The 20,087-nt window shown below is 64.4% G+C and carries 20 protein-coding genes and 1 pseudogene; 5 read left to right on the top strand and 16 right to left on the bottom strand.

Annotated features, from left to right (window positions below; all coding sequences use genetic code 11):
* Positions 1 to 51 precede the first annotated feature (51 nt).
* The 8 genes from AC1D2G_RS10835 to AC1D2G_RS10800 form a co-directional block, all read right to left on the bottom strand.
* Positions 52 to 852 (bottom strand): ABC transporter permease, encoded by an 801-nt coding sequence (locus AC1D2G_RS10835; protein ID WP_477413845.1) that lies wholly within the window; start codon positions 850 to 852, stop codon positions 52 to 54.
* Positions 849 to 1,721: an ABC transporter permease gene (locus AC1D2G_RS10830; RefSeq protein ID WP_095080915.1), complete on the bottom strand. Its 873-nt coding sequence runs from the start codon at positions 1,719 to 1,721 to the stop codon at positions 849 to 851. The genes AC1D2G_RS10835 and AC1D2G_RS10830 overlap by 4 nt, the downstream gene beginning before the upstream one ends.
* Positions 1,718 to 2,821, bottom strand: coding sequence for an ABC transporter ATP-binding protein (locus AC1D2G_RS10825; RefSeq protein WP_477413843.1), 1,104 nt, complete (start codon positions 2,819 to 2,821; stop codon positions 1,718 to 1,720). Before AC1D2G_RS10825 ends, AC1D2G_RS10830 begins: the two co-directional genes overlap by 4 nt.
* A gap of 76 nt (positions 2,822 to 2,897) precedes the next feature.
* Positions 2,898 to 3,923 (bottom strand): ABC transporter substrate-binding protein, encoded by a 1,026-nt coding sequence (locus AC1D2G_RS10820; RefSeq protein WP_477300858.1) that lies wholly within the window; start codon positions 3,921 to 3,923, stop codon positions 2,898 to 2,900.
* 52 nt (positions 3,924 to 3,975) lie between these two features.
* Positions 3,976 to 4,974, bottom strand: a complete 999-nt coding sequence (araD1, locus tag AC1D2G_RS10815) for an AraD1 family protein (protein WP_477413841.1) — start codon at positions 4,972 to 4,974, stop codon at positions 3,976 to 3,978.
* Between the two features lie 32 nt (positions 4,975 to 5,006).
* On the bottom strand, positions 5,007 to 5,783 hold the full coding sequence (locus AC1D2G_RS10810) for an SDR family NAD(P)-dependent oxidoreductase (protein ID WP_477413839.1): 777 nt from the start codon (positions 5,781 to 5,783) through the stop codon (positions 5,007 to 5,009).
* A gap of 13 nt (positions 5,784 to 5,796) precedes the next feature.
* The gene (locus AC1D2G_RS10805) at positions 5,797 to 7,524 is read right to left on the bottom strand and encodes an IlvD/Edd family dehydratase (protein WP_477413837.1); all 1,728 of its coding nucleotides are present in this window, start codon (positions 7,522 to 7,524) and stop codon (positions 5,797 to 5,799) included.
* On the bottom strand, positions 7,521 to 8,321 hold the full coding sequence (locus tag AC1D2G_RS10800) for a FadR/GntR family transcriptional regulator (protein ID WP_477413835.1): 801 nt from the start codon (positions 8,319 to 8,321) through the stop codon (positions 7,521 to 7,523). Before AC1D2G_RS10800 ends, AC1D2G_RS10805 begins: the two co-directional genes overlap by 4 nt.
* A 52-nt stretch (positions 8,322 to 8,373) precedes the next feature.
* On the opposite strand from AC1D2G_RS10800, the gene AC1D2G_RS10795 reads away from it, so the two are divergent.
* On the top strand, positions 8,374 to 9,297 hold the full coding sequence (locus tag AC1D2G_RS10795) for an aldose 1-epimerase (RefSeq protein ID WP_477413833.1): 924 nt from the start codon (positions 8,374 to 8,376) through the stop codon (positions 9,295 to 9,297).
* Positions 9,298 to 9,315: 18 nt separating this feature from the next.
* Here AC1D2G_RS10795 and AC1D2G_RS10790 read toward each other — a convergent pair whose 3' ends face one another.
* From AC1D2G_RS10790 to pcaQ, 8 genes and pseudogenes are all read right to left on the bottom strand, one after another.
* Positions 9,316 to 10,761 (bottom strand): aldehyde dehydrogenase, encoded by a 1,446-nt coding sequence (locus tag AC1D2G_RS10790; RefSeq protein ID WP_477413831.1) that lies wholly within the window; start codon positions 10,759 to 10,761, stop codon positions 9,316 to 9,318.
* A gap of 76 nt (positions 10,762 to 10,837) precedes the next feature.
* Entirely contained in the window at positions 10,838 to 11,623 is a 786-nt protein-coding gene (locus AC1D2G_RS10785; protein WP_477414106.1) for a coniferyl-alcohol dehydrogenase, read from the bottom strand.
* A gap of 2 nt (positions 11,624 to 11,625) precedes the next feature.
* Positions 11,626 to 12,684 (bottom strand): branched-chain amino acid ABC transporter permease, encoded by a 1,059-nt coding sequence (locus tag AC1D2G_RS10780; protein ID WP_477413829.1) that lies wholly within the window; start codon positions 12,682 to 12,684, stop codon positions 11,626 to 11,628.
* Complete coding sequence (locus AC1D2G_RS10775) at positions 12,681 to 13,571, bottom strand: branched-chain amino acid ABC transporter permease (RefSeq protein WP_477413827.1); 891 nt, start codon at positions 13,569 to 13,571, stop codon at positions 12,681 to 12,683. The genes AC1D2G_RS10780 and AC1D2G_RS10775 overlap by 4 nt, the downstream gene beginning before the upstream one ends.
* Entirely contained in the window at positions 13,568 to 14,296 is a 729-nt protein-coding gene (locus AC1D2G_RS10770; protein WP_477413825.1) for an ABC transporter ATP-binding protein, read from the bottom strand. The genes AC1D2G_RS10775 and AC1D2G_RS10770 overlap by 4 nt, the downstream gene beginning before the upstream one ends.
* Positions 14,293 to 14,923: pseudogene (locus AC1D2G_RS10765) on the bottom strand (ABC transporter ATP-binding protein). The gene AC1D2G_RS10770 and the pseudogene AC1D2G_RS10765 overlap by 4 nt, the downstream one beginning before the upstream one ends.
* A 117-nt stretch (positions 14,924 to 15,040) precedes the next feature.
* A complete protein-coding gene (locus AC1D2G_RS10760) occupies positions 15,041 to 16,357 on the bottom strand; it encodes an ABC transporter substrate-binding protein (RefSeq protein ID WP_477413823.1) in 1,317 nt (438 codons plus the stop codon).
* A 142-nt stretch (positions 16,358 to 16,499) separates the two neighbouring features.
* The gene (pcaQ, locus tag AC1D2G_RS10755; protein WP_477393883.1) at positions 16,500 to 17,417 is read right to left on the bottom strand and encodes a pca operon transcription factor PcaQ; all 918 of its coding nucleotides are present in this window, start codon (positions 17,415 to 17,417) and stop codon (positions 16,500 to 16,502) included.
* A 93-nt stretch (positions 17,418 to 17,510) separates the two neighbouring features.
* On the opposite strand from pcaQ, the gene pcaD reads away from it, so the two are divergent.
* Genes pcaD through pcaG form a run of 4 tightly spaced genes read left to right on the top strand, consistent with a single transcriptional unit; the run spans position 17,511 to position 20,079 of the window.
* Positions 17,511 to 18,320 carry a 3-oxoadipate enol-lactonase gene (gene pcaD / locus AC1D2G_RS10750; protein WP_477413821.1) on the top strand — a complete coding sequence of 270 codons (810 nt, stop codon included), beginning with the start codon at positions 17,511 to 17,513 and terminating at the stop codon, positions 18,318 to 18,320.
* Complete coding sequence (gene pcaC, locus AC1D2G_RS10745; protein ID WP_095080935.1) at positions 18,313 to 18,720, top strand: 4-carboxymuconolactone decarboxylase; 408 nt, start codon at positions 18,313 to 18,315, stop codon at positions 18,718 to 18,720. The genes pcaD and pcaC overlap by 8 nt, the downstream gene beginning before the upstream one ends.
* A complete protein-coding gene (pcaH, locus tag AC1D2G_RS10740) occupies positions 18,710 to 19,465 on the top strand; it encodes a protocatechuate 3,4-dioxygenase subunit beta (protein WP_477413819.1) in 756 nt (251 codons plus the stop codon). The genes pcaC and pcaH overlap by 11 nt, the downstream gene beginning before the upstream one ends.
* Positions 19,465 to 20,079 carry a protocatechuate 3,4-dioxygenase subunit alpha gene (pcaG, locus tag AC1D2G_RS10735; RefSeq protein WP_477413818.1) on the top strand — a complete coding sequence of 205 codons (615 nt, stop codon included), beginning with the start codon at positions 19,465 to 19,467 and terminating at the stop codon, positions 20,077 to 20,079. The genes pcaH and pcaG overlap by 1 nt, the downstream gene beginning before the upstream one ends.
* Positions 20,080 to 20,087: the final 8 nt, after the last annotated feature.

Here is a 20,087-nt window from a genome sequence, read left to right as displayed (position 1 = left end):
CCTGTAATCAACTTGGCACTGCGACATCCGTCGGTCGTGGCTGCCGCGCACTCAAGTCCGTTCCGTCGCGACTTGCCTGGGGATGAGAAAACGGGCGGCGAGCACGCAGAGCAGTACGGTGAACATCAGGATCAGCGCCACCAGCGCATTGATGTCGGGGGAAAAGCCAAGCCGCATCATCGCCCACAGCCTCACCGGCAGCGTGCTTTGGGTGCCGGTGACCAGGATGGTGATCATGGTCTCGTCGAACGACAGCGCGAAAGCCAGGATGGCACCGCCGACCATGGCGCTCGACAGGTTCGGCAGGACGATGCGCCAGAACGTTTGCCAGCCGGTGGCGCCGAGATCGCAGGATGCTTCGACCAGCGTGCGGCTCATCGACTGCAGCCGCATCAGCACCGTGCGATAGACGATCGCCAACACGAAAACCGTATGTCCGATGACCACCGTCAGCAGCGAGCGTTCAAGGCCGATCTCGCGGAAGAAGATCAGCAGCGCCAGACCGCTGATGATCGGCGGCATCAGGAACGGCAGGAAGATGATGAACTGCAGCAGCGTGCGCCCGGAACGGCGGCTGTGATAGTAGAGCGCCAGAAGCGTTCCGCTGGCCACCGACAGGATGACGGTGCAGACGCCGACGATCAGCGTGGTCCGCAAGGCGGCCAGAATGTCGTGGTTTTCGGCCAGAGCGACATAGGTCGCAAGCGTCGGCGACGACCAATCGACATTGCCATGCGCAATGGTGAAGAACGACGACACGATCGGCACGGCCAGCGGGCTGTAGAGCAGCATCGCGACCAATGTCGTGATCGCAGCCAGAAAGACGGTGGATAGCCGGGGCAGGGCGGTCATATCGCTGTCCCCCGGTTGCGGCCGAAGCGCTCGCCGACAAGAATTGCCGCGATCACCACGACCGCCAGCGCCACCGACAGCGCCGCGCCGAACGGCCAGTTATAGGCCGTGCCGAACTGGCTGTAGAGGATGCGGCCAAAGGTGAAGCCGCTGATCCCGCCGACCATTTGCGGCGTCAGGAAATCGCCGATGGCCAGCACGAACACGAAGCTCGCCGCGGAGGCGACGCCGGGCAGGCTGAGCGGCAAGGTGATGCGCAGGAACGTCTGCAGGCCGCTTGCGCCCAGATCGTCGGAGGCGCGCAGCAGCACCTGCGGAATCCGCTCCAGCGACAGGAAGATCGGCAGGATGGCGAACGGGATCAGCAGCAGCGTCAGCGTCAGCAGGATGGCGTTCATGTTGAACACGAAAAGCGTCGATGGCTCCTGCAGGATGCCGAGGCCGACCAGCGCCTTGTTGAGAAAGCCGTTAAGGCCGAGGATGCTGCGGATCGCATAGATCTTGATGACGTAGCTCATCAGCAGCGGCACCAGCAGCAGCATCAGCAAGGCATAGCGCCAGCGCCCCTTCAGGGTCGTCAGGAAATAGGCGGCGGGATAGGCGAGCAGAATGCAGATTGCCGCCACCGAGAGACACAGCACGATGGTGTTCCAGAATACCGGAAGAAAGATCGGATCGGTAAAGAAGCGGACATAGTTGCCCAGTGACAGCGTATGAACGATCGTGCCCTGGTCGACGCTGAAGAAGCTATAGCCGAGGAAGATCGCCAGCGGCACGAGGACGAAGACCACCGGCAAGGCGAAAGCCAGCACCGTCACCAGCAGTGACCATCGCCGTTCCGCGAGCGGTATCGTGCCGGTTCCGCTCATGCCAGCACCAGGTGGCCTTCATGCGGCGCAAACGCAAGGGAGATCGTCGCGCCGGATTTCAGCGTGCTGCCGTCGACCCGGCTCGGCATGCGCAGCCGCAAGCGTTGCCCAGCATGGTCGGCGCCGGCCGTGATGGTGGCAACGGTCGATGAGCCGGCGAAGGCCATGTCGGCGATCGTGCCGGAGAAGCGGTTCTCTGTGGCCTTTGCATCGGCAAGGTGCAAGGCCTCGGGACGGAAGGCAGCGAAGGCAGTGGCGCCATCCGCCGCGGTCTTCAAATGCGGTTGGTCACTGATCGAACAGACCAGGCGTCCGAGCGCCGTCTCGATCGATCGCAGTTCGCCCTGGACGGATCCAAGCTTTCCGGCCACCAGATTGTTCTCGCCGAAGAAGCGCGCCACGAACTCGCAATTCGGCTTGTAGTAAAGCTCGTGCGGCGTGCCGAGCTGGCGGATATGGCCGGCCTGCATGACGCAGATCCGATCGGCCATGCCGATCGCTTCTTCCTGGTCGTGGGTGACGAACAGGAAGGTGGTTTTGATTTCGCGCTGGATGGATTTCAGGAACTCCTGCATTTGCCGGCGAAGCTCCAGGTCGAGCGCCGCCAGCGGCTCGTCGAGCAGGATCAGGCGCGGCTGGCAGATCAGCGCGCGGGCCAAGGCGACGCGCTGGCGTTGGCCACCGGAGAGCTGGGCTGGAAAGCGGTCGGTGAAACGCCCGAGCTGGACAAGCTCCAGCGCTTCCGCGACGCGGCGCGCAATCTCCTTGCGCGGCAGGTGGCGAACCGAAAGCCCGTAGCCGACATTGCCGGAAACGGTCAGATGCGGAAACAGCGCATAGTCCTGGAACACGGTGTTGAATGGCCGCCGGTTGATCGGCATGCGGCTGATGTCGTGGCCGTCGAGCCGGATCTCGCCCGACGTCAGTGGTTCCAGCCCGCCGATCAGCCGCAGCACCGTGGTCTTGCCGGAGCCTGACGGCCCAAGAACGGTCAGGAACTCACCGTCCTTGATCGACAGGTCGATGTCGTGCAGCACCGGAACGGTGCCGTAGGATTTCGAGACGGACCGCAGCGTCAAGAGGTCGGTGTTCTGGTTCATTGAATACTCTCGCATACGCTTCGGCGGTCCGGAACGTCCGGACCGCCGGGTCCCTCGAAGTCTTCGTGCGGAAAGATCAGGGCGTGGCCTTGATCTCGTTCCACATGTCCGACCGCTTCAGCGGGTCCTCGACATTGTTGAGCCAGACCAGCTTGTCGTTGCCGCCGGCGCTGCCGGTCTCCGTCACCGTGTTGCCGAAACCGGTGCGCTCGGAAAGCTCGCCGCTGACCTTCTTGCTCAGCATGAAGTCGATCCATTTCTCGGCCGCCGCATTGTCGCGGACGCCCTTGGAGATGACCCAGTTGTCGAGCCAGGCAAGCGCACCCTCGCTTGGATTGACGTAGGCGACATGGGCGCCGATCTTCTGCAGCGCCTTGACCTGCTGCTGGCCGTAATTGGCCCAGATCAGGGCCACGTCATTGTTCTGATAGATCTGCTGCGCCTCGTCGGCGGTGGTGTAGAAGCTCAGCACATTGCGCTTGAGTTCGACCAACTTGGCCTTGACCGCCGCCATCTGTTCTTCATTCAGATTGAACGGATCCTTGTAGCCGAGCGTCAGCGCGGTGAACGAGAAATTGTGCTCGCCATTGTCATAGGCCAGAACCTTGCCCTTGTAGGCCGGGTCCCACAGGACCGACATCGATGTCGGCGCCGGTTTGACCTTGTCGGTGTCGTAGATCAGGCCGATCGAGTCGAAGCAGAACGGAATGCCATAGACCTTGCCGTCCTTGGTGACGCCGCTCACCGCCGTGAGATCCCGGAAGCGCGGCAGCACCTCTTTCTGGTTGGCCAGTTTCGTCACGTCGATCGGCGACACCAGATCGGCCTTGATGTAGCGCTGCAACTGGGCCGTGTTGACGGCGAAGACGTCGAAGTCCTGCCCTTCGCTGCCCTTGATCTTGGCCCAGATCTCGTCGTCGCTGCCGATGAACACGACATCGACGCCGATGCCGGTTGCCGCGGTGAAGTCCTTCACCCAGTCCGGGTCGGCGTAGCCGTCCCAGGCCAGAACCCGAAGGTTCGCGGCCAAGGCTGCCGATGTCATCAGGCCGATGCCGAGGCCGATTGCCGCCATTCTTAGAAACAGTTTTTTCAGTCCCATTTTTAATCTCCCATTGTCGTTCTGGTGGACCGCAGTTTCCGGACCTTTGCCGTCACAGCTGGGTGACGGCGACCAGTCCCTCGTCCGGCACCGACTCCATCCGGTTGCGCAGTGGCTTTCCGAATGTCTGTGCCTGGATTTCATACTCGTCGCCGGAAGCCGTCTTGATGCCGGAGGCGTAGCTCATCACCGCCGCGCCGAAGAAGTAGGCATGCAGGTCGCCCGCTCTGCGGTGCATCGGGTAGCGGAAATGGAAATGTTCGAGATTCGCGATCGAGTGCGACATGTGCGCCTCGCCCGACAGGAACTCCTGCTCCCAGACGACGGCGCCGTCGCGCAGGATGCGGGAATGGCCGCGCACTTCATCGGGCAGGTCGCCGATCAAAAGCTCCGGGCCGATCGAGCAGGAGCGGAGTTTTGAATGGGCAAGATAGAGGTAGTTCTCGGCTTCCGTGACATGGTCGGAGTATTCGTTGCCGAGCGCATAGCCGATGCGATAGGGGCGGCCGTCCGGCCCATTGAGATAGAGCCCGACGATCTCGGCCTCTTCCGCGCCGGCGCGCGCGAAGGCCGGCATCGGCAGCGCAGCGCCGGGCGGCACGACGCAGGTGCCGACGCCCTTGAAGAACCATTCGGGCTGGATCCCGATCTGCCCGGCGGCGGGTTTGCCGCCCTCGAGACCCATGCGAAAGATCTTCAGTGAATCGGATTCCTCGGCGTCCTCGCCATGCGTAAGCACATGCATCTTGTCGCGTGCCGCGGCGCTTCCGGTATGGGTCAGGCCCGTGCCGGTGACCAGGAAGCGCGCCGGTTCCGGATGATCGACCGGGGCCAGCACGCGGCCGTCGCGCAACAGCTCATCATAGTCGACCGTTGCAGTGTCCGTCCGCTTCTCGACAAGGGCGGCGATGGAAACGCCCTCAGCAATTGCCGCTTCGGCCAGTTCCAGCACGGTGCTGGTCCTTTCGAGCGGGTGCAGGTGATTGCCGTCGTCGGAGACACGGCCAACCCGCCTGTTGCCATCGGGCATTCTGAACTGAACAAGACGCATGAGGTAACCTTCTTCCCTTGAGGCCGTGCGGGTCACACCCAGCCCGCATCGACGATGAATTGCTGGCTTGTGCACATGCGGCTGTCGTCGGCGGCGAGGAACAGCGCCATGCGCGCAATATCGGAGGGCTGCAGCCGGTCGGGCAGGCATTGCCTCTCCTCGATCTGCCGCTCTCCGGCCGGATTCAGCCACAAGCGCATCTGGCGCTCTGTCATCACCCAGCCAGGCACCATGCAGTTGACGCGGATGCGCTCGGGACCAAGCTCGCGGGCCAGCGCCCGCGTCATGCCGTAAACCGCCGCCTTTGCCGTCACATAGGCGGGGCAATCGGGATCGCCGACCATCCAGGTGATGGAACCGAAATTGATGATCGAGCCGCCGCCCAGCGAGCCCATCTGCGGGCGCACCGCTTGCGCCGCAAAGAACTGGTGGCGCAGATTGACCGCCATGCGGTCGTCCCAATAGGCGACCGTCACGTCACTGGTTTGATGGCGATCGTCGTTGCCGGCATTGTTGCACAGAACCTGGATCGGGCCGTTGTGCTGCATCGCCTGCACCGTTGCCGCCTGCAGTTTTTCGACGTCACGCAGGTCGCAGGCGATGAACAGCGGCGCGCGATGTCCATCAGCCGCGATCGCGTCGACCAGGCGCCGGGACGGCTCCTCGGCCCGGTCCACAAAGGCAACGCGGCTGCCTTGCGCGCAGAAATGGCGCACCAGGCTTTCGCCGATGCCACTGCCACCGCCGGTTATGAAGACGCTGCGGCCTTTGAGGCTGGGGTAGGTGGCGTAGCCGCCGATTTCATCCATCGCGCGCGCCTCTCTAGTGGGAATGCCGGGGGATGCCGGCATCGCGCCGACCGACGAGAAAGTCGAAATCGCAGCCCTTGTCGGCCTGCAGAACGCGCTCGACATAGAGGCTCTGGTAACCGCCTTCGGGCGGCGTCGGCGGCTGCCAGTTGTGCCGGCGGATAGCCAGTTCCTCGTCCGACACCAAAAGCTCCAGGCGCCGGCCGGCCACGTCCAGCTCGATGAGATCGCCATCGCGCACCAGCGCCAGCGCCCCGCCGGCCGCTGCTTCCGGCGCCACATGCAGCACCACGGTGCCGTAGGCGGTGCCGCTCATGCGCGCGTCCGAGATGCGCACCATGTCGGAGACGCCTTGCTTCAGCAGCTTGGCCGGCAGCGGCATGTTGCCGACCTCGGCCATCCCGGGGTAGCCACGCGGTCCGCAGTTCTTCAGCACCATCACCGAAGAGGCGTCGATATCCAGCTCCGGATCGTCGATGCGGGCGTAGTAGTGCTCGATGTTTTCGAAGACGATCGCCTTGCCGCGATGCTGCATCAGCTCGGGCGTTGCCGCCGACGGTTTGATGACCGCCCCGTTGGGCGCCAGATTGCCGCGCAGGATCGAGATGCCGCCTTCCCTGGTCAGCGGGTCGCTTAGCGGGCGGATGACCTCGGTGTTGTAGTTGGGCGCGCCGTCGATCAACTCGCCAATGGTCTTGTTGCTGACGGTCATGGCGTCGCGATGAAGAAGCCCCACTTCATCAAGCGACGCCATGACCGCAGCCAGCCCCCCGGCATAGTAGAAATCTTCCATCAGGAACCGGCCCGATGGCATCAGATCGACAATGGTCGGAACGTCGCGGCCAAGGCGGTCCCAGTCATCGAGGCTGAGATCGACACCGATCCGGTTGGCGATGGCGATCAGGTGCAGCACCGCATTGGTCGAGCCGCCGATCGCGCCATTGACGCGAATGGCGTTCTCGAACGCTTGCCTGGTGAGGATCCGCGCAATCGTAACATCCTTGCGGACCAGCTCGACGATCTGGCGTCCGGCCATCTGGGCGAGCACGCCACGGCGTGAATCCACCGCCGGGATCGCGGCATTGTCCGGCATGCCGATGCCGAGCGCCTCCACCATGCTGGCCATGGTCGAAGCCGTGCCCATTGTCATGCAGCTGCCCGCCGACCGGCTCTGGCCCTGTTCGGCGGCCAGGAAATCGGCGACCGGCATGCGGCCGGCCTTCACCTCTTCGGCGAATTTCCAGACATGCGTGCCCGAGCCAATATCTTGTCCGCGGAACTTGCCGTTGAGCATCGGTCCGCCGGAAACGGTGATGGTCGGCAGATTGCATGATGCAGCACCCATCAGCAGCGCAGGCGTGGTCTTGTCGCAGCCGACCAGCAGGATGACGCCGTCGATAGGATTGCCGCGGATGGATTCCTCGACATCCATGCTGACCAGGTTGCGAAACAGCATGGCGGTGGGGCGCATGTTGCTCTCGCCCAATGACATGACCGGAAATTCCAGCGGCAGGCCGCCGGCTTCATAGACGCCACGTTTGACGTGGTCGGCCAGGGCGCGCAGATGCGCGTTGCATGGTGTCAGTTCCGACCAGGTGTTGCAAATGCCGATCACCGGGCGGCCGTCGAACGCGTCGGCGGGAATGCCCTGGTTCTTCATCCAGCTGCGGTGCATGAAGGCGTTCTTGCCTTCGCCGCCGAACCAGGCCTCGGACCGCAGCTTGCGTTTGGTCTCGGTCACGATGCCAGCTCCCGATTGGTGCGGCGCCTGTTGCGGTTCTCGACACTGCGGCGCACGTCTTCCTCGGCATCGTCGATGAGCACCAGCAGCGCCTTTTGCGCGCCGGCGGCATCGCGCGCGGCGATCTTCTCAGCCACTTCGCGGTGCAGCGGCAAAGAGTGGCGCTGTCCTTCCGGATTGTCGTTGGAGAGGCGGAAGCTCATCACCAGAGCGGTTTCGACCAATGCCGCGAGCGAACCGATCAGCTCGTTGCCGGTCATGCGCAGAATGGTCTGGTGGAACAGCAGATCAGGCTTGGCGAAGCGGTCGCCGTCGTCGACAACGGCTTCCATTTCGGCGAGTGCGGCGTTGATCTCGGCGATCTGCGCCGGCGTGGCGCGCTGCGCGGCAAGTGCGGCCGACATCGGCTCGATGGCCCGGCGCAGTTCGAACAGCGCCCGCACATCGTCGGCGCTGACGCCGCTGGCGTAACGCCACGACAGGACGTCCGGGTCGAGGAAGTTCCAGTCGGTGCGGGGACGCACCCTTGTCCCGGTCTTCGGCCGCGATTCGACGAGCCCCTTGCCGGCCAGCACCTTGATCGCCTCGCGCAGCACCGTGCGGCTGACCCCCAACATCTCGCTGGAATCGTCCGCATTGGGCAGTGCCTCGCCGGGCAGGAAATCGCCCTGCACGATGCGCAACCCGATCTGCTCGACAACCGTCGCATGCAGTGCCGTGGAGCCGCTGGAAACCGCGACGGCGACTCGCGAAGTCCGCGCCGTGCTAAAAGATTTCTTATTCTTCATACTATTCATATGATATGTCTTATAGCCGTGGCGATTGGAGTCAAGGGATGGGGACATGCCGATGACAAAGAATTCAGCAGCCGTTGTGGAGCAGCACACAGAGCTGCTTTCGATCAGCGACGGCATTGCGACGGCCGAGATTGCTCCGGCCGCCGGCGGTGCGGTAGCGTCGTATCGCTGGCGGCAAGACGGCTCTGTCGTGGACTTGCTACGCCCGGCCGATCCGGCGGCGATCAGCCGCCGCGATGCCGGCGCCATGGCCTGTTTCCCATTGGTTCCCTATTCCAACCGCATAAGGGGTGGTCGCTTCGCCTTCGCTGGTCGTACCGTCACACTGCCGACAAGCCCCGATGACCCGCATCATGAGCACGGCCATGGCTGGCGTCGGCCATGGACAGTCGGGCGGCACGAACCCAGCGCTGTCGTCTTGCGCTATCGCCACGCCGCCGACTCCTGGCCATGGAGCTACGAGGCCGAGCAAGTCATCTCGCTGGCCGATGGCAGTCTGGGCATCACCATTTCGCTGCGCAATCTCTCGGACACGCCGATGCCGGCCGGGTTCGGCCTGCATCCTTATTTCCCGTCGACGCCGTGGACGCATGTCCAGGCGCCGGTGTCCGGCATGTGGGAGACCGATGCGGACATCTTGCCAACCCGCCACGTCCTGCCGCCGGCCGGTGCCAACCCCACCACGGGCTTCGATGTGTCCGAGACGGACTTCGATACCGTCTTCACCGGATGGACGCGCCGGGCCCGGATTTGCTGGCCGGAACATGGACGGCAACTGGAGATCGAGGCCGAGGTGCCGCTCGATTTCCTCGTTCTCTACACGCCGCCCGGCGAGCCGTTCTTTTGCGCCGAGCCGGTCACCAACATCACCGATGCCTTCAACCGCGACGCGGGCATCGACACCGGCCGCATCGTGCTGGCGCCCGGCCAGATGCGATCCGCCAGTGTTCGCTTCACGCCCTCACAGGCGGTCTGACCGTCCGAATGAATACAGTCAGAACGGATAATGCTGGCCCGGATCCTCGATCGTCACCCAGCGCAAATCGGTGAACTCGGCGATCGAGGCCTTGCCGCCGAAACGGCCATAGCCCGAGCCCTTGACGCCGCCGAACGGCATTTGTGCCTCGTCGCCGACGGTCGGGCCATTGATATGGCAGATGCCGGCTTCGATGCGCGCGGCGACCGCCATGGCACGCTTGATGTCGCGGCTGAAGACGGCTGACGACAGGCCGTATTCGGTGTCGTTGGCGACACGCACGGCCTCGTCCTCGCCCTTGACCCGGATCACCGGCTTGACCGGCCCGAAGGATTCTTCGGCATAGACGCGCATGGCCGGCGTGACATGGTCGAGCAAGGTCGCTTCCACCACGGTGCCACTGCGCTTGCCGCCGGCCACCAGCCTGGCGCCCTTGGCGACGGCATCGGTGACGAGTTCCTCCATCTTGTCGGCCGCCTGGCTGCTGATCAGCGAGCCCAGCACGACATGGCCGCGTGGATCGCCCGCTGGCAGTTGCGACGCGCGTGCCGCGAGCTTGGAAACGAATTCATCGGCGACCTTTTCGTCGACGATCAGACGCTCGGTCGACATGCAGATCTGGCCCTGATGCATGAACGCGCCGAAGGTGGCGGCGTTGACGGCCGCGTCGATGTCGGCATCGTCCAGGACCAGCAACGGCGCCTTGCCGCCGAGTTCGAGCAGCGCCGGCTTCAGGTGCCGTCCGGCGAGTTCGGCGATGATCCTGCCCACCTTGGTCGAGCCAGTGAAGTTGACGCGCTTGACTGCAGGATGCGCGACCAGCGCCTCGACAATGCCGGCGGCGTCCTTCGGATCGTTGGTGACGACATTGATGACGCCCTTCGGCAGGCCGGCCTCGACCAGCACCTGGCCGATCAGCCGGTGCGTGCCGGGGCACATTTCGGAAGCTTTCAGCACCACCGTGTTGCCGCAGGCGATCGGCATGGCGATGGCGCGGGTGCCAAGAATGACCGGCGCATTCCATGGCGCGATGCCGAGGCACACACCAGCCGGCTGGCGGATCGCCATGGCCAGCGTGTCCGGCTTGTCGGACGGGATGATCTCGCCCGAAATCTGCGTCGTCATCGCCGCCGCCTCGCGCAGCATGTTGGCCGCCAGCATGACGTTGAAGCCGGCCCACGGGGCGGTGGCGCCGGTCTCTTCCATCAACAGCTTGGTGAACTCGCCGACCTTCGAGGCCATGACGTCGGCCGCTTTGCTCAGCAAGGCGCGGCGCTCACCGGGCCCGGTCTTCGACCAGGCCGGAAAGGCGGCCGCTGCGGCCTCTACCGCGGCGTTGGCGTCGGCAATGCTGGCCGCGGCGGCGCGAGTCGCCAGCCTGCCGGTGAACGGGTCCATGCGCTCGTAGGACGCCGCACCTGAGGCAGCCCGTTCGTCGCCGTCGATCAGAAGTCCGATGTCCATGACTGTCTCCATCCCTCTATTCTTGCTTGACCATGATCTCTTACGAAAACCGGTTCCCGCTTTTCGGAATCATGGTCTAGAATCCGAACATTTCGGCATTGATCGATGCTTCGAGGCCACCGTCGACCGGCACGTTGACGCCGTTGATCCAGCGCGCGCCGTCCGAGCACAGGAACAGCACCACCGGCGCGATGTCGCCGGAGGTGCCGGCGCGCCCGACCCTGGCAATGTCGCTGTCGACGCGGGCATCGCCAAGCACGGTGCGGAACTGTTTGAGGATCGGTGTCTCGACCGGGCCAGGGCTTACCGCATTGACGCGGATGCCGCGGCGTTTGAACAGGTCCTGGTGCGCCGCACGGAAGGTCCATAGCAGCAGCAGTTCCTTGGAGACGGGATAGCCTTCCTCGTTCCTGACTGCGTGGTCGCAGACCACCTCGGCGACATCGGGAAAACCTTCGATGCCGACCATCGAGGCGGCGCGATTGAGATGGGCGCGCCAGCCATAGCCGGCGATCGAGGCGACGTTGACGATGGCGCCGCCTTCGCGAAGTTTTGGCACGAGACCTTCCGAAAGCGCCCGCAGCCCGAAGAAATTGACGGCCAGTGTCGCCGCCGCACCGGTGTTGCCGGAGAGGCCGGCGACATTGCAGAGGGCGTCGATACGCTGCGGCAGACGCGCGATGAGATCGTCGACACCAGCCTTGCTGGAGATGTCGGCCTTGACGAAGCTGCCAACCGCGGCAGCCGGCTCACGCACATCGACGCCGATCACATCGGCGCCGAACTGGCCGGCGAGTTCTGCGGTGCGCGCGCCAATGCCGGAAGCGACGCCGGTGACAAGGATGGTCTTGCCGAAGAGCATGGTCATGCCTTTTCCTGATGCTTCGTGGTTTGTTGTGGCGTCGCGTCGTCATCTGCGGAGGCCGCCGCGAGCCTGACGCGATAACCGACCGGCAGCAGGCGAAGCCCAAAGCGCTCCTCGATCGTCCCCCACAGGCCGCGCGGCAGGAAAAGCGAGAACAGCACCGCCGTGGCGCCAAGCCCGACCAGATACCAGACACCGGTGCCGCCGAACCATGTCTCGATGAGGAAGAACACCAGCGCGCCGAGAATGGCGCCCTCGAAAGTGCCGATGCCGCCAACCAGCACCATGAAGATCATGTAGGCGGTCCATTGCACGTTGAAGTAGGTCTTCGGCTGGAAGGTGATGGAGGTCGCCAGCCACAGCGCACCGGCAATGCCGATGCCGAAGGCGGCAAGCACGAACAGCAGCCGCTTGGTGCCGGTGACGCGCACGCCGACCGAGGCGGCGGCGTCCTCATTGTCCCGGATCGCCCGGATCGCGGCACCGGTGCTGCCGCGCAGCAGACCAAACAGGATGGCAAGCAGCGCGGTCATCGAGGCCAGCGCCAGCCAGTAGATCGTCGCTCGCCTAGTGCCGGCGTCGTAGACATTCAGCGAGATCAGCGAGGTGCCGGTTTCGCCCTGCACCAGCCGGTCGAGATTGACCAAGAGATGCGTGAGTGCCGCGATCACCCACATGCCGATGGCGAATTCGCCATTTCTCAGCCGCAGCATGAAAAGCGAGAGCGGGATAGACACCACGCCAACGACAAGTCCGGAGGCGAACAGCGCCAGGAACGGGTTGAGGCCCGCATCGGCCAGCCGGATGGCGAAATAGGCGCCGAGGCCGAAGAACACCTGCTGGCCGACCGAGACCAGCCCGCCGAAGCCGGCCAGCGCATTCCACATCGCCGCTAGGATCACATAGATGAACAGTGCGGTCATGCGGTCGACCGCACCGGCCGACAGGAACTGCGGCGCGATCGCAAGCAAGGCGATGATGACGGCGACGGCCATCGCGGCAATCCGCGATGTCGCCGTGCCGCGCTCGATGACAGGCATGGCGGCGGGAGCACTCATGACGTCTTCCCGAGGCGCAGCAGGCCGCGCAGGCCGAGGCCGGACGCGGACAGCCGCACGAAAAGCACGACGAGAAAGACAGCGTGGCCGCCGATCAGAAACCCCTGCGGATGCACCTGTGCGCCGAGCGTCTGGGCAAGCGCCAGCACGATACCGCCGATCAGCGTTCCCCACAGCGAACCGGCGCCGCCGATCACCGCCGCCTCGAAGGCGAACAGCAATTGCGGCGCCCCGGCATAGGGATCGAAGGTAGCGCGCATGCCCAGGAACGCACCGGCAAGGCCAACCGTGACCATGGCGATGGCCGCGGCAATGGCGTTGGCGCGGCGGGCATCGACACCGACCAGGCCGGCCGTATCGGGGTCTTCCGAGGTGGCGCGGATCGAGCGGCCAAGCCTGGTGTGCGTGAGGAACAATTGCAGCCCGCCGAGCAGGACAATTGCGGTGGCAAACATCATCACCGCGAGCTTGCCGACATAGATGCTGCCTGGCCATTCCCAGGAATCATAGGACAGGCTGCCAATATAGGGCGCCAGCGAACGCGTGTCGGCGCCGAACTGCTCGAACAGCAGATTGTCGATGACGATGGCCAGGCCGAACGTCGTCAGGATCGGCAGCAGGGCTCCACCGCGCGCGCTGCGTTCGAGCAGGAAGCGCTGCAGCGCCCAGCCGATCGCCGCCATCAATGGCAGGACGATGAGCAGGCCGACAAAGGGCGAGACGTGGAATCGCGAGGCCAGCCACCACAGCGCATAGGCAGAAAACACGGCAAGGCTGCCGTGCGCGAGGTTGATGATGCGCATCACCGAAAACATGAACGACAGGCCGCAGGCGATCAGCGCGTAGTAGCCGCCGAGAAGGATACCCTGGATGATCTGGTTGCTCATGCGGGAACGCTCCCGGTGCTTTTCCGGTGCAGGCCGAAATAGGCCTTCGTCACCTCGTCGCGCGAAACCTCCTTGCTTGCTCCTTCGAGCGCGACACGCCCTTCGAGCATGCAGATGACCCTGTCGGATACAGCGAGCGCCCGGTTGAGGTCCTGTTCGACCAGGATGATCGTCGTGCCTGAAGCGATCAGCCCTTGCAACGCGGCGTAGACACGGTCGACGATCAGCGGCGACAGGCCGAGCGAAACCTCGTCGAGCAGCAGCAGTTCCGGGTTGCTCATCAATGCCCGGCCGATCGCCGTCGCCTGCTGCTCGCCGCCCGAGAGGTGGCCCGTCCTGGCATGGCGGCGCGGCTTGAGGTTGGGGAACATCTCGAGCACCTTGTCGACGCTCCAGTCGCCCGACCGGCCGACAGTCCTGCCGAGCAGGAGGTTCTCCTCGACCGTCATCCGCACGAACAGTCTGCGTCCCTCCGGCACCAGCGCGATGCCCATGCCGACGCGCCTGTGCGACGGCACGCCGGTGAGATCGGCGCCGTCGAGCAGCACGCGGCCGGCTGCCGGCTGATGCGCCCCGGCGATAGCCCGCAGCAGCGTCGTCTTGCCGGCGCCATTGGCACCGACCAGCGCCAGCGTCTCGCCGCGTTCGATCGTGAAGCTCACGCCGCGCACCGCCTGCAACAGGCCGTGCCGGACAACCAGGTTCGCGACCGACAGCAGGCTCATTTCGGGCCTCCGCCGAGATAGGCGCGCACGACCTCCGGGTCGGCCATCACCGCTTGTGGCGCGCCGTCGGCGATGATCTTGCCGGCATCCATGCAGATCAGGCGCTCGGCCACCTGCAGCAGGATATGCACGATGTGCTCGATCCAGACGATGCCGATCTTGCGCCGGCGCAATTCCTTGATCGTGTCGACAAGTTCGCTGGCTTCGCCATCGGTCAGCCCGCCGCCGATCTCATCGAGCAGCAGCAGCGTCGGTCTTGCGGCAAGCGCCCTTGCCAGTTCCAGCCGCTTGCGGTCGAGCAGCCCGAGCGTTTCGGCGCGCCGGTTGGCAACGCCCAGCATGCCGCACAGCTTCAGCGAGCCGAGCGCCTCTTCATAGGCCTCGTCGCGGCCGAGACCGGCGCCGTGCGAGGCGGCGACGAAGACATTCTCGAAGGTGGTCATGCCACTGGTGCGTGCGCACCAGGCCGAGCCGGCAACGCTGCGTCGCCGGCAGTGCCGTCACATCGCCGCCCTTGAAGCTGACCGTGCCCGAGCTTGGTGGAAAAGCCCCGGCCAGCACGCTGAGCAGTGTCGTCTTGCCTGCACCATTCGGGCCGACGATGCCGACCGCCTCGTCGGCAGCCATGGTGAAGTCGACGGCATCCAGCACCACAAGTGCGCCGAAGCGCTTGTGGATAGCGGCGGCGGCGAGGATCGCCTGTTGTTGCGGATGGGTCACCAGGCGATCCTCGTCAGCGGTCCATCAGCCGTTGTAAGGCAGAAGCTTGGCTTCGACGGGCACTTTCGGGTCCGTGGCATTCTCGGTCACGACATAGTCGAGCGGGAACTTGGCTCCTTCCTTGGCGGTCACCCATTGCGTGCCGATGATCGGGCCGGGCGAGACATTGGCCACCGGACCGCTGGTGAAGTCGACCTTGCCGATCATCGTCTCGGTCTTGAGCTGGCTCAGCGCCTTGGCCACCGCGGCCTTGTCCTTGGCGTCGCTGCTTGCCTTCAGCGCTTCGAAGCCGGCGTCGAGCAGCGACATCGAGGCGCCGAGCTGCTGCGTCCACTGCTTGCCGCTGGCCGCCTCGTAGCCGTCGGCCAGCTCGGTTCCCGAAACGCCGGTCAGCGGCGACTTGTAGGGGAATGCCTTGTGCCAGTAGGCGGCACTCGAAATCTTCATGCCGAGATCGCCTAGCGCTTCGATATCCGAGGGGAACAACCCGGTCTTGGCGACCTGGCAGATCTTGATCTGCTTGATCAGCCCTTGCTGTGCCGCCTGTCGCCAGAACGCCGCGAAGTCCGGCGGGATCGGGAAGGAATTGAAGATCTCGACGCCTTCCTGCTTGAACAGCGCGATCTGCGAGGAATAGTCGGTGGTGCCGGTTTCATAGGCGCCGGGATCGACGATGGTGAACCCTTGCTTGGCCAGCAGTGGCGCCAGATTGGCACGGATGGCGTTGCCGTCGGCGTCGTTCGGATACATGACGCCGACCTTCTTGTTGGTCTCGATCAGGTTCCACTGCGAGATGTAGGTCTTGAAGAACTCGCCGACGCCGAAGCCGAAATGATAGGTCCATTTGAACGGCGAGGGTGCACCGGGCGTGGCGCCGCGGCCGAAGTACCAGGCCTCCCAAGGCATGACTGTCGACAGGCACGGCACGCCGGCGGCTTCGCAGGCGTCGGCCACCGGGTTGATCACCTCGGGCGTCGACACCGCCAGCATCAGGTCGATGGCCTGGTTGTTGATCAGGTCCTTGGCCAACTGGCCGGCGCGCGACGGGTCGGACTGCGTATCCTGGTCGAGGATTTCAACGCTGTACTTCTTGCCGCCCAAGTCGAGCCCGCCGGCCAGCGCCTTGCGGGCCAGATCGAGCACGTAGCCGTCGGTCTGGCCGAAACCGGCGAGCGGCCCGGTGCGCGGACTGACGAAGCCGACCTTGAGCGTGTCGCCTGCTTGAGCAAAGGCGCCGCGGCCCCCAAGCGCGAGCGCTGCGCCGCCGGCAATCGATGTGGCGATGAACTGGCGTCGCGATAGGCCCGGAATGGTGGATCTGCTGCCAATGGCGTGGGTCATATTTTCCTCCCTCTGTGGCTCCTCCATCGTCACAGTGCACCACTGGTTTGGTTCGGTAAAATGATATTTTGCGGTGTTTCATTAACCCGTGGGTTAGGAAACTGCCCGACCGAGACGACGTCCGGTTGGAATGTCCGAGACGTCAGCTGCCTTGCCTTGCCGCTTCGCGGATGGTCTGCAGCAGGATCGAGAAGGCCGGCGAGGGCGCGGTATCCGTCCGCATCGTCAGGCCGACCGGGCCCTTGGTTTCCTCGGTGTTGACCGGCAAGGCGACGAAGGCACCGCTGCCCAGTTCATTGGCGACGACGCCGGCCGAAATGATCCAGACGGCATTGCTCTGCCGCAGGAAGGCGCGACCGAACGAGTCCGAGACGGTTTCGATCTCGGTTGCCGGCGCGGTCATGCCGTTGGTGATGAACAGCCGGTCGACGAAGGGACGGATGACGGATTCACGCGTCGGCATCAGCATCGGGAATTCGTCAAGCCGTGCGAACACGTCCTGCCCGGGATCAAGCAGCGGATGTCCCGCTCGCACCACGAACAGCACCTGTTCGGAGTAGAGGTGCTCGAAGAAGAAGCCGGTCATGTTCTCCGGCGCTGCCAGCCGCCCGACAACGAGATCGAGCGCGCCGGTGCGCAATTGTTCGAGCAGCACCGCGTTCTCGCCGGTGACGATCTTGATCGCCGCCCCGGTGCCCTCCTTGAGGAACAGGGTCATGGCGAGCGGCATCACCCGCGCCGACACCGTCGGCAGCGCGCCGATGCGGATCGGGTGCCGGTTGACCGCCCCATCCTGCCGAACGGAATCGACGCCTTGCTTGAGCGCCGTGATCGCCGTGCCGGCATGGCGAAGGAAGATCTCGCCGATGCGCGTCAGCCTGATGCCGCGGCCGTCGCGTTCGACCACCGCCACGCCGAGCGCCTCTTCCAGTTCGCGCAACGTCTTGGTCACCGCCGGTGGGCTGACATGCAGCAAATCGGCCGCTCTCGCCACGCTTCCCTGCCGTGCAACTTCCAGGAATGCCTGCAGGTGACGGAACCGGATGCGGCTCTCGGACATGGATTTGATAACCCCTGAGTTAATGAAACGGCGCAAAATATCATTTTACCGAACCAAATGCCTTGTGCAATGTGGAGATGGAGGATCGAAATCGTGCCATTCGTCACCATCGGCGGCATCACGCTGCACCACCGTCACGTCGAGGCGAACGGCAGTGCGCGCCCGATCGTGTTCATCAATTCGCTCGGCACCGACTTCCGGATCTGGGACGAAATTGTCTCGGCTCTTGATGGGGAAATGCCCTTGCTGGTCTATGACAAGCGCGGCCACGGCCTGTCCGACATCGGCGACATCAGGTCGATCGACGATCATGTCGACGATCTCTCGGCGCTCCTCGATCATTTCGGGTTGGAGAAGGTCGTACTGTGCGGCCTGTCGGTGGGCGGCATGGTCGCGCAAGGCCTCTATGCCAGGCGACCCGAGATCGTCGAGGCCATGATCCTGTGCGACACGGCCCACAAGATCGGCACGACGGACAGCTGGAACACGCGCATCGCAACGGTCGAAAGCAAAGGGATCCAGGAGATTGCCGATGGGGTGCTCAAAGTGTGGTTCACCCCCAGCTTCCATGCAACGCGCTCAGCCGAGCTCGACGGCTACTGGAACATGCTGACCAGGCAGGCGCTCGCCGGCTATCTCGGGACATGCGCGGCCGTTCGCGACGCCGATTTCACCGAGGCTGCGCGCCGTATCTCCGTACCGACGCTTTGCATCGCCGGTGATCAGGACGGCTCGACGCCTCCCGATCTTGTCCGCTCGCTGGCCGCTCTCATTCCCGGCGCGCGCTTCGAGATCATCCGCGACGCCGGACATATTCCTTGTGTCGAACAGCCCGAAGCACTTGTTGCGCTGATCCGCCATTTTATCGCATCGCTTACCCTTGGAGCCGAAACCCATGGATGAAGTCCCCGGCAACACCGCCAGATATCGCACGGGCCTTGGCGTACGGCGGTCCGTTCTCGGCGATCCGCATGTCGACCGGGCCGAGGTCGCCGCCACCGGTTTCGACCAGCCTTTCCAGGAGCTGATCACCGAGGCCGCCTGGGGAACGGTGTGGGCACGGCCGGGCTTCACCAAGCGCGAGCGCTCGATCGTCACGCTGGCGCTGCTGGCAGCACTCGGCCATGATGAGGAGGTCGCCATGCATGTGCGTGCCACCGCCAACACCGGTGCGTCGCGCGACGACATCTGCGAAGCGTTCCTGCATGTCGCCATCTATGCCGGCGTGCCGGCCGCCAACCGTGCCTTCAAGATTGCTAAGGACGTGTTTTCGGAAATGGACGGAGCCAAGAATGCCCGCTGAGTCCGGATCGAACCGGAAGCCCGAGACCGGCGCCTTTTTCCAGCGCGACCGGACCTGGCATCCGCCGGCGCTGACGCCGAACTACAAGACTTCCGTGTTGCGTTCGCCGCAGAAGGCGCTGCTCGCCTTCGACAACACGCTGTCGGAGATTGCAGGGCCGGTCTTCGGTCACGCTATGCTCGGCGAACTCGATGGCGACCTGATCCACAATTTCGCCAGACCCGGCGAGAGCGCCATCGGCGAGCGCATCATCGTCCATGGGCGGGTGCTCGACGAACGTGGCGTTGGCGTGCCCGGCGCACTGCTCGAATTCTGGCAGGCCAATGCCGGCGGCCGCTACCGCCACAAGAAGGACGGCTACCTGGCGCCGCTCGACCCGAACTTCGGCGGCTGCGGCCGCGCCATCACCAGTGAGGATGGCGGCTATGCCTTTCGCACCGTCAAGCCCGGTCCCTATCCCTGGCCGAACGGGCCGAACGACTGGCGGCCATCGCACATCCATTTTTCGGTCTTCGGCCATGGCTTCGCGCAACGGCTGATCACGCAGATGTATTTCGAGGGCGACCCGCTGATCTGGCACTGCCCCATCGCGCGCGGCATTCCCGACCAGTCAGCGATCGAAACGCTGATCGCCGCGCTCGACATGCAATCGACGATCCCCTTCGACGCGCGCGCCTACAAGTTCGACATCGTGCTGCGCGGGCGCCGCTCCTCGCTGTTCGAAAACAGGCTGGAGGGCAATTGATGGCCCAGTCGCTCGACCGGCTAAGGGAAAGCCCTTCGCAGACCGCGGGACCCTACGTTCATATCGGGCTGACGCCCAATTTCTGCGGCATCGGCGGCGTCTACCCGAGCGATCTTGGCGCCGCCATGGTCAACGACAAGACCAAGGGCGAGCGCATCGGCCTGCGCATCCGCGTGCTCGACGGCACCGGCACGCCGCTCAAGGACGCGCTGATCGAAATATGGCAGGCGGATGCCGACGGGCTTTACAATTCGCCGGCGGAACTACGCGGTGCTGCGGATCCGAACTTTTTCGGTTGGGGCCGTTGCCCGACAGATATGGACACCGGCCTGTGCACGTTCGACACCATCAAGCCGGGTCGCGTGCCTTTCGCCGATGGCCGCCTGATGGCGCCGCATATCACGCTCTGGATCGTTGCCCGCGGCATCAATCTCGGCCTGCACACACGGCTCTATTTTTCCGACGAGGAGAAGGCCAATGCGCAGGATCCGATCCTGGCGCGCATCGAGCATCGCATCCGCGTGCCGACGCTGATCGCCGAGCGCACCGGCGATATTTATGTCTTCGACGTCCATCTCCAGGGGGAGAAGGAAACGGTCTTCTTCGACAGCTAGGAGGCCCG

Source organism: Mesorhizobium sp. P2_C7, assembly GCF_056404515.1.
Note: the sequence above shows the minus strand (reverse complement) of the source record. Positions and strands in the feature narration are given on the sequence as shown.

Bases quoted from the DNA above. Each gene is read 5' to 3' on its own strand.
- pcaQ (WP_477393883.1), bottom strand. From the start codon at position 17,417: ATGTCCGAGAGCCGCATCCGGTTCCGTCACCTGCAGGCATTCCTGGAA.
- AC1D2G_RS10825 (WP_477413843.1), bottom strand. From the start codon at position 2,821: ATGAACCAGAACACCGACCTCTTGACGCTGCGGTCCGTCTCGAAATCC.
- AC1D2G_RS10770 (WP_477413825.1), bottom strand. From the start codon at position 14,296: ATGAGCCTGCTGTCGGTCGCGAACCTGGTTGTCCGGCACGGCCTGTTG.
- pcaH (WP_477413819.1), top strand. From the start codon at position 18,710: ATGCCCGCTGAGTCCGGATCGAACCGGAAGCCCGAGACCGGCGCCTTT.
- AC1D2G_RS10760 (WP_477413823.1), bottom strand. From the start codon at position 16,357: ATGACCCACGCCATTGGCAGCAGATCCACCATTCCGGGCCTATCGCGA.
- AC1D2G_RS10775 (WP_477413827.1), bottom strand. From the start codon at position 13,571: ATGAGCAACCAGATCATCCAGGGTATCCTTCTCGGCGGCTACTACGCG.
- AC1D2G_RS10780 (WP_477413829.1), bottom strand. From the start codon at position 12,684: ATGAGTGCTCCCGCCGCCATGCCTGTCATCGAGCGCGGCACGGCGACA.
- pcaC (WP_095080935.1), top strand. From the start codon at position 18,313: ATGGATGAAGTCCCCGGCAACACCGCCAGATATCGCACGGGCCTTGGC.
- araD1 (WP_477413841.1), bottom strand. From the start codon at position 4,974: ATGCGTCTTGTTCAGTTCAGAATGCCCGATGGCAACAGGCGGGTTGGC.
- AC1D2G_RS10795 (WP_477413833.1), top strand. From the start codon at position 8,374: ATGACAAAGAATTCAGCAGCCGTTGTGGAGCAGCACACAGAGCTGCTT.
- AC1D2G_RS10810 (WP_477413839.1), bottom strand. From the start codon at position 5,783: ATGGATGAAATCGGCGGCTACGCCACCTACCCCAGCCTCAAAGGCCGC.
- AC1D2G_RS10785 (WP_477414106.1), bottom strand. From the start codon at position 11,623: ATGCTCTTCGGCAAGACCATCCTTGTCACCGGCGTCGCTTCCGGCATT.
- pcaG (WP_477413818.1), top strand. From the start codon at position 19,465: ATGGCCCAGTCGCTCGACCGGCTAAGGGAAAGCCCTTCGCAGACCGCG.
- AC1D2G_RS10800 (WP_477413835.1), bottom strand. From the start codon at position 8,321: ATGAATAGTATGAAGAATAAGAAATCTTTTAGCACGGCGCGGACTTCG.
- AC1D2G_RS10835 (WP_477413845.1), bottom strand. From the start codon at position 852: ATGACCGCCCTGCCCCGGCTATCCACCGTCTTTCTGGCTGCGATCACG.
- AC1D2G_RS10830 (WP_095080915.1), bottom strand. From the start codon at position 1,721: ATGAGCGGAACCGGCACGATACCGCTCGCGGAACGGCGATGGTCACTG.
- AC1D2G_RS10790 (WP_477413831.1), bottom strand. From the start codon at position 10,761: ATGGACATCGGACTTCTGATCGACGGCGACGAACGGGCTGCCTCAGGT.
- AC1D2G_RS10820 (WP_477300858.1), bottom strand. From the start codon at position 3,923: ATGGGACTGAAAAAACTGTTTCTAAGAATGGCGGCAATCGGCCTCGGC.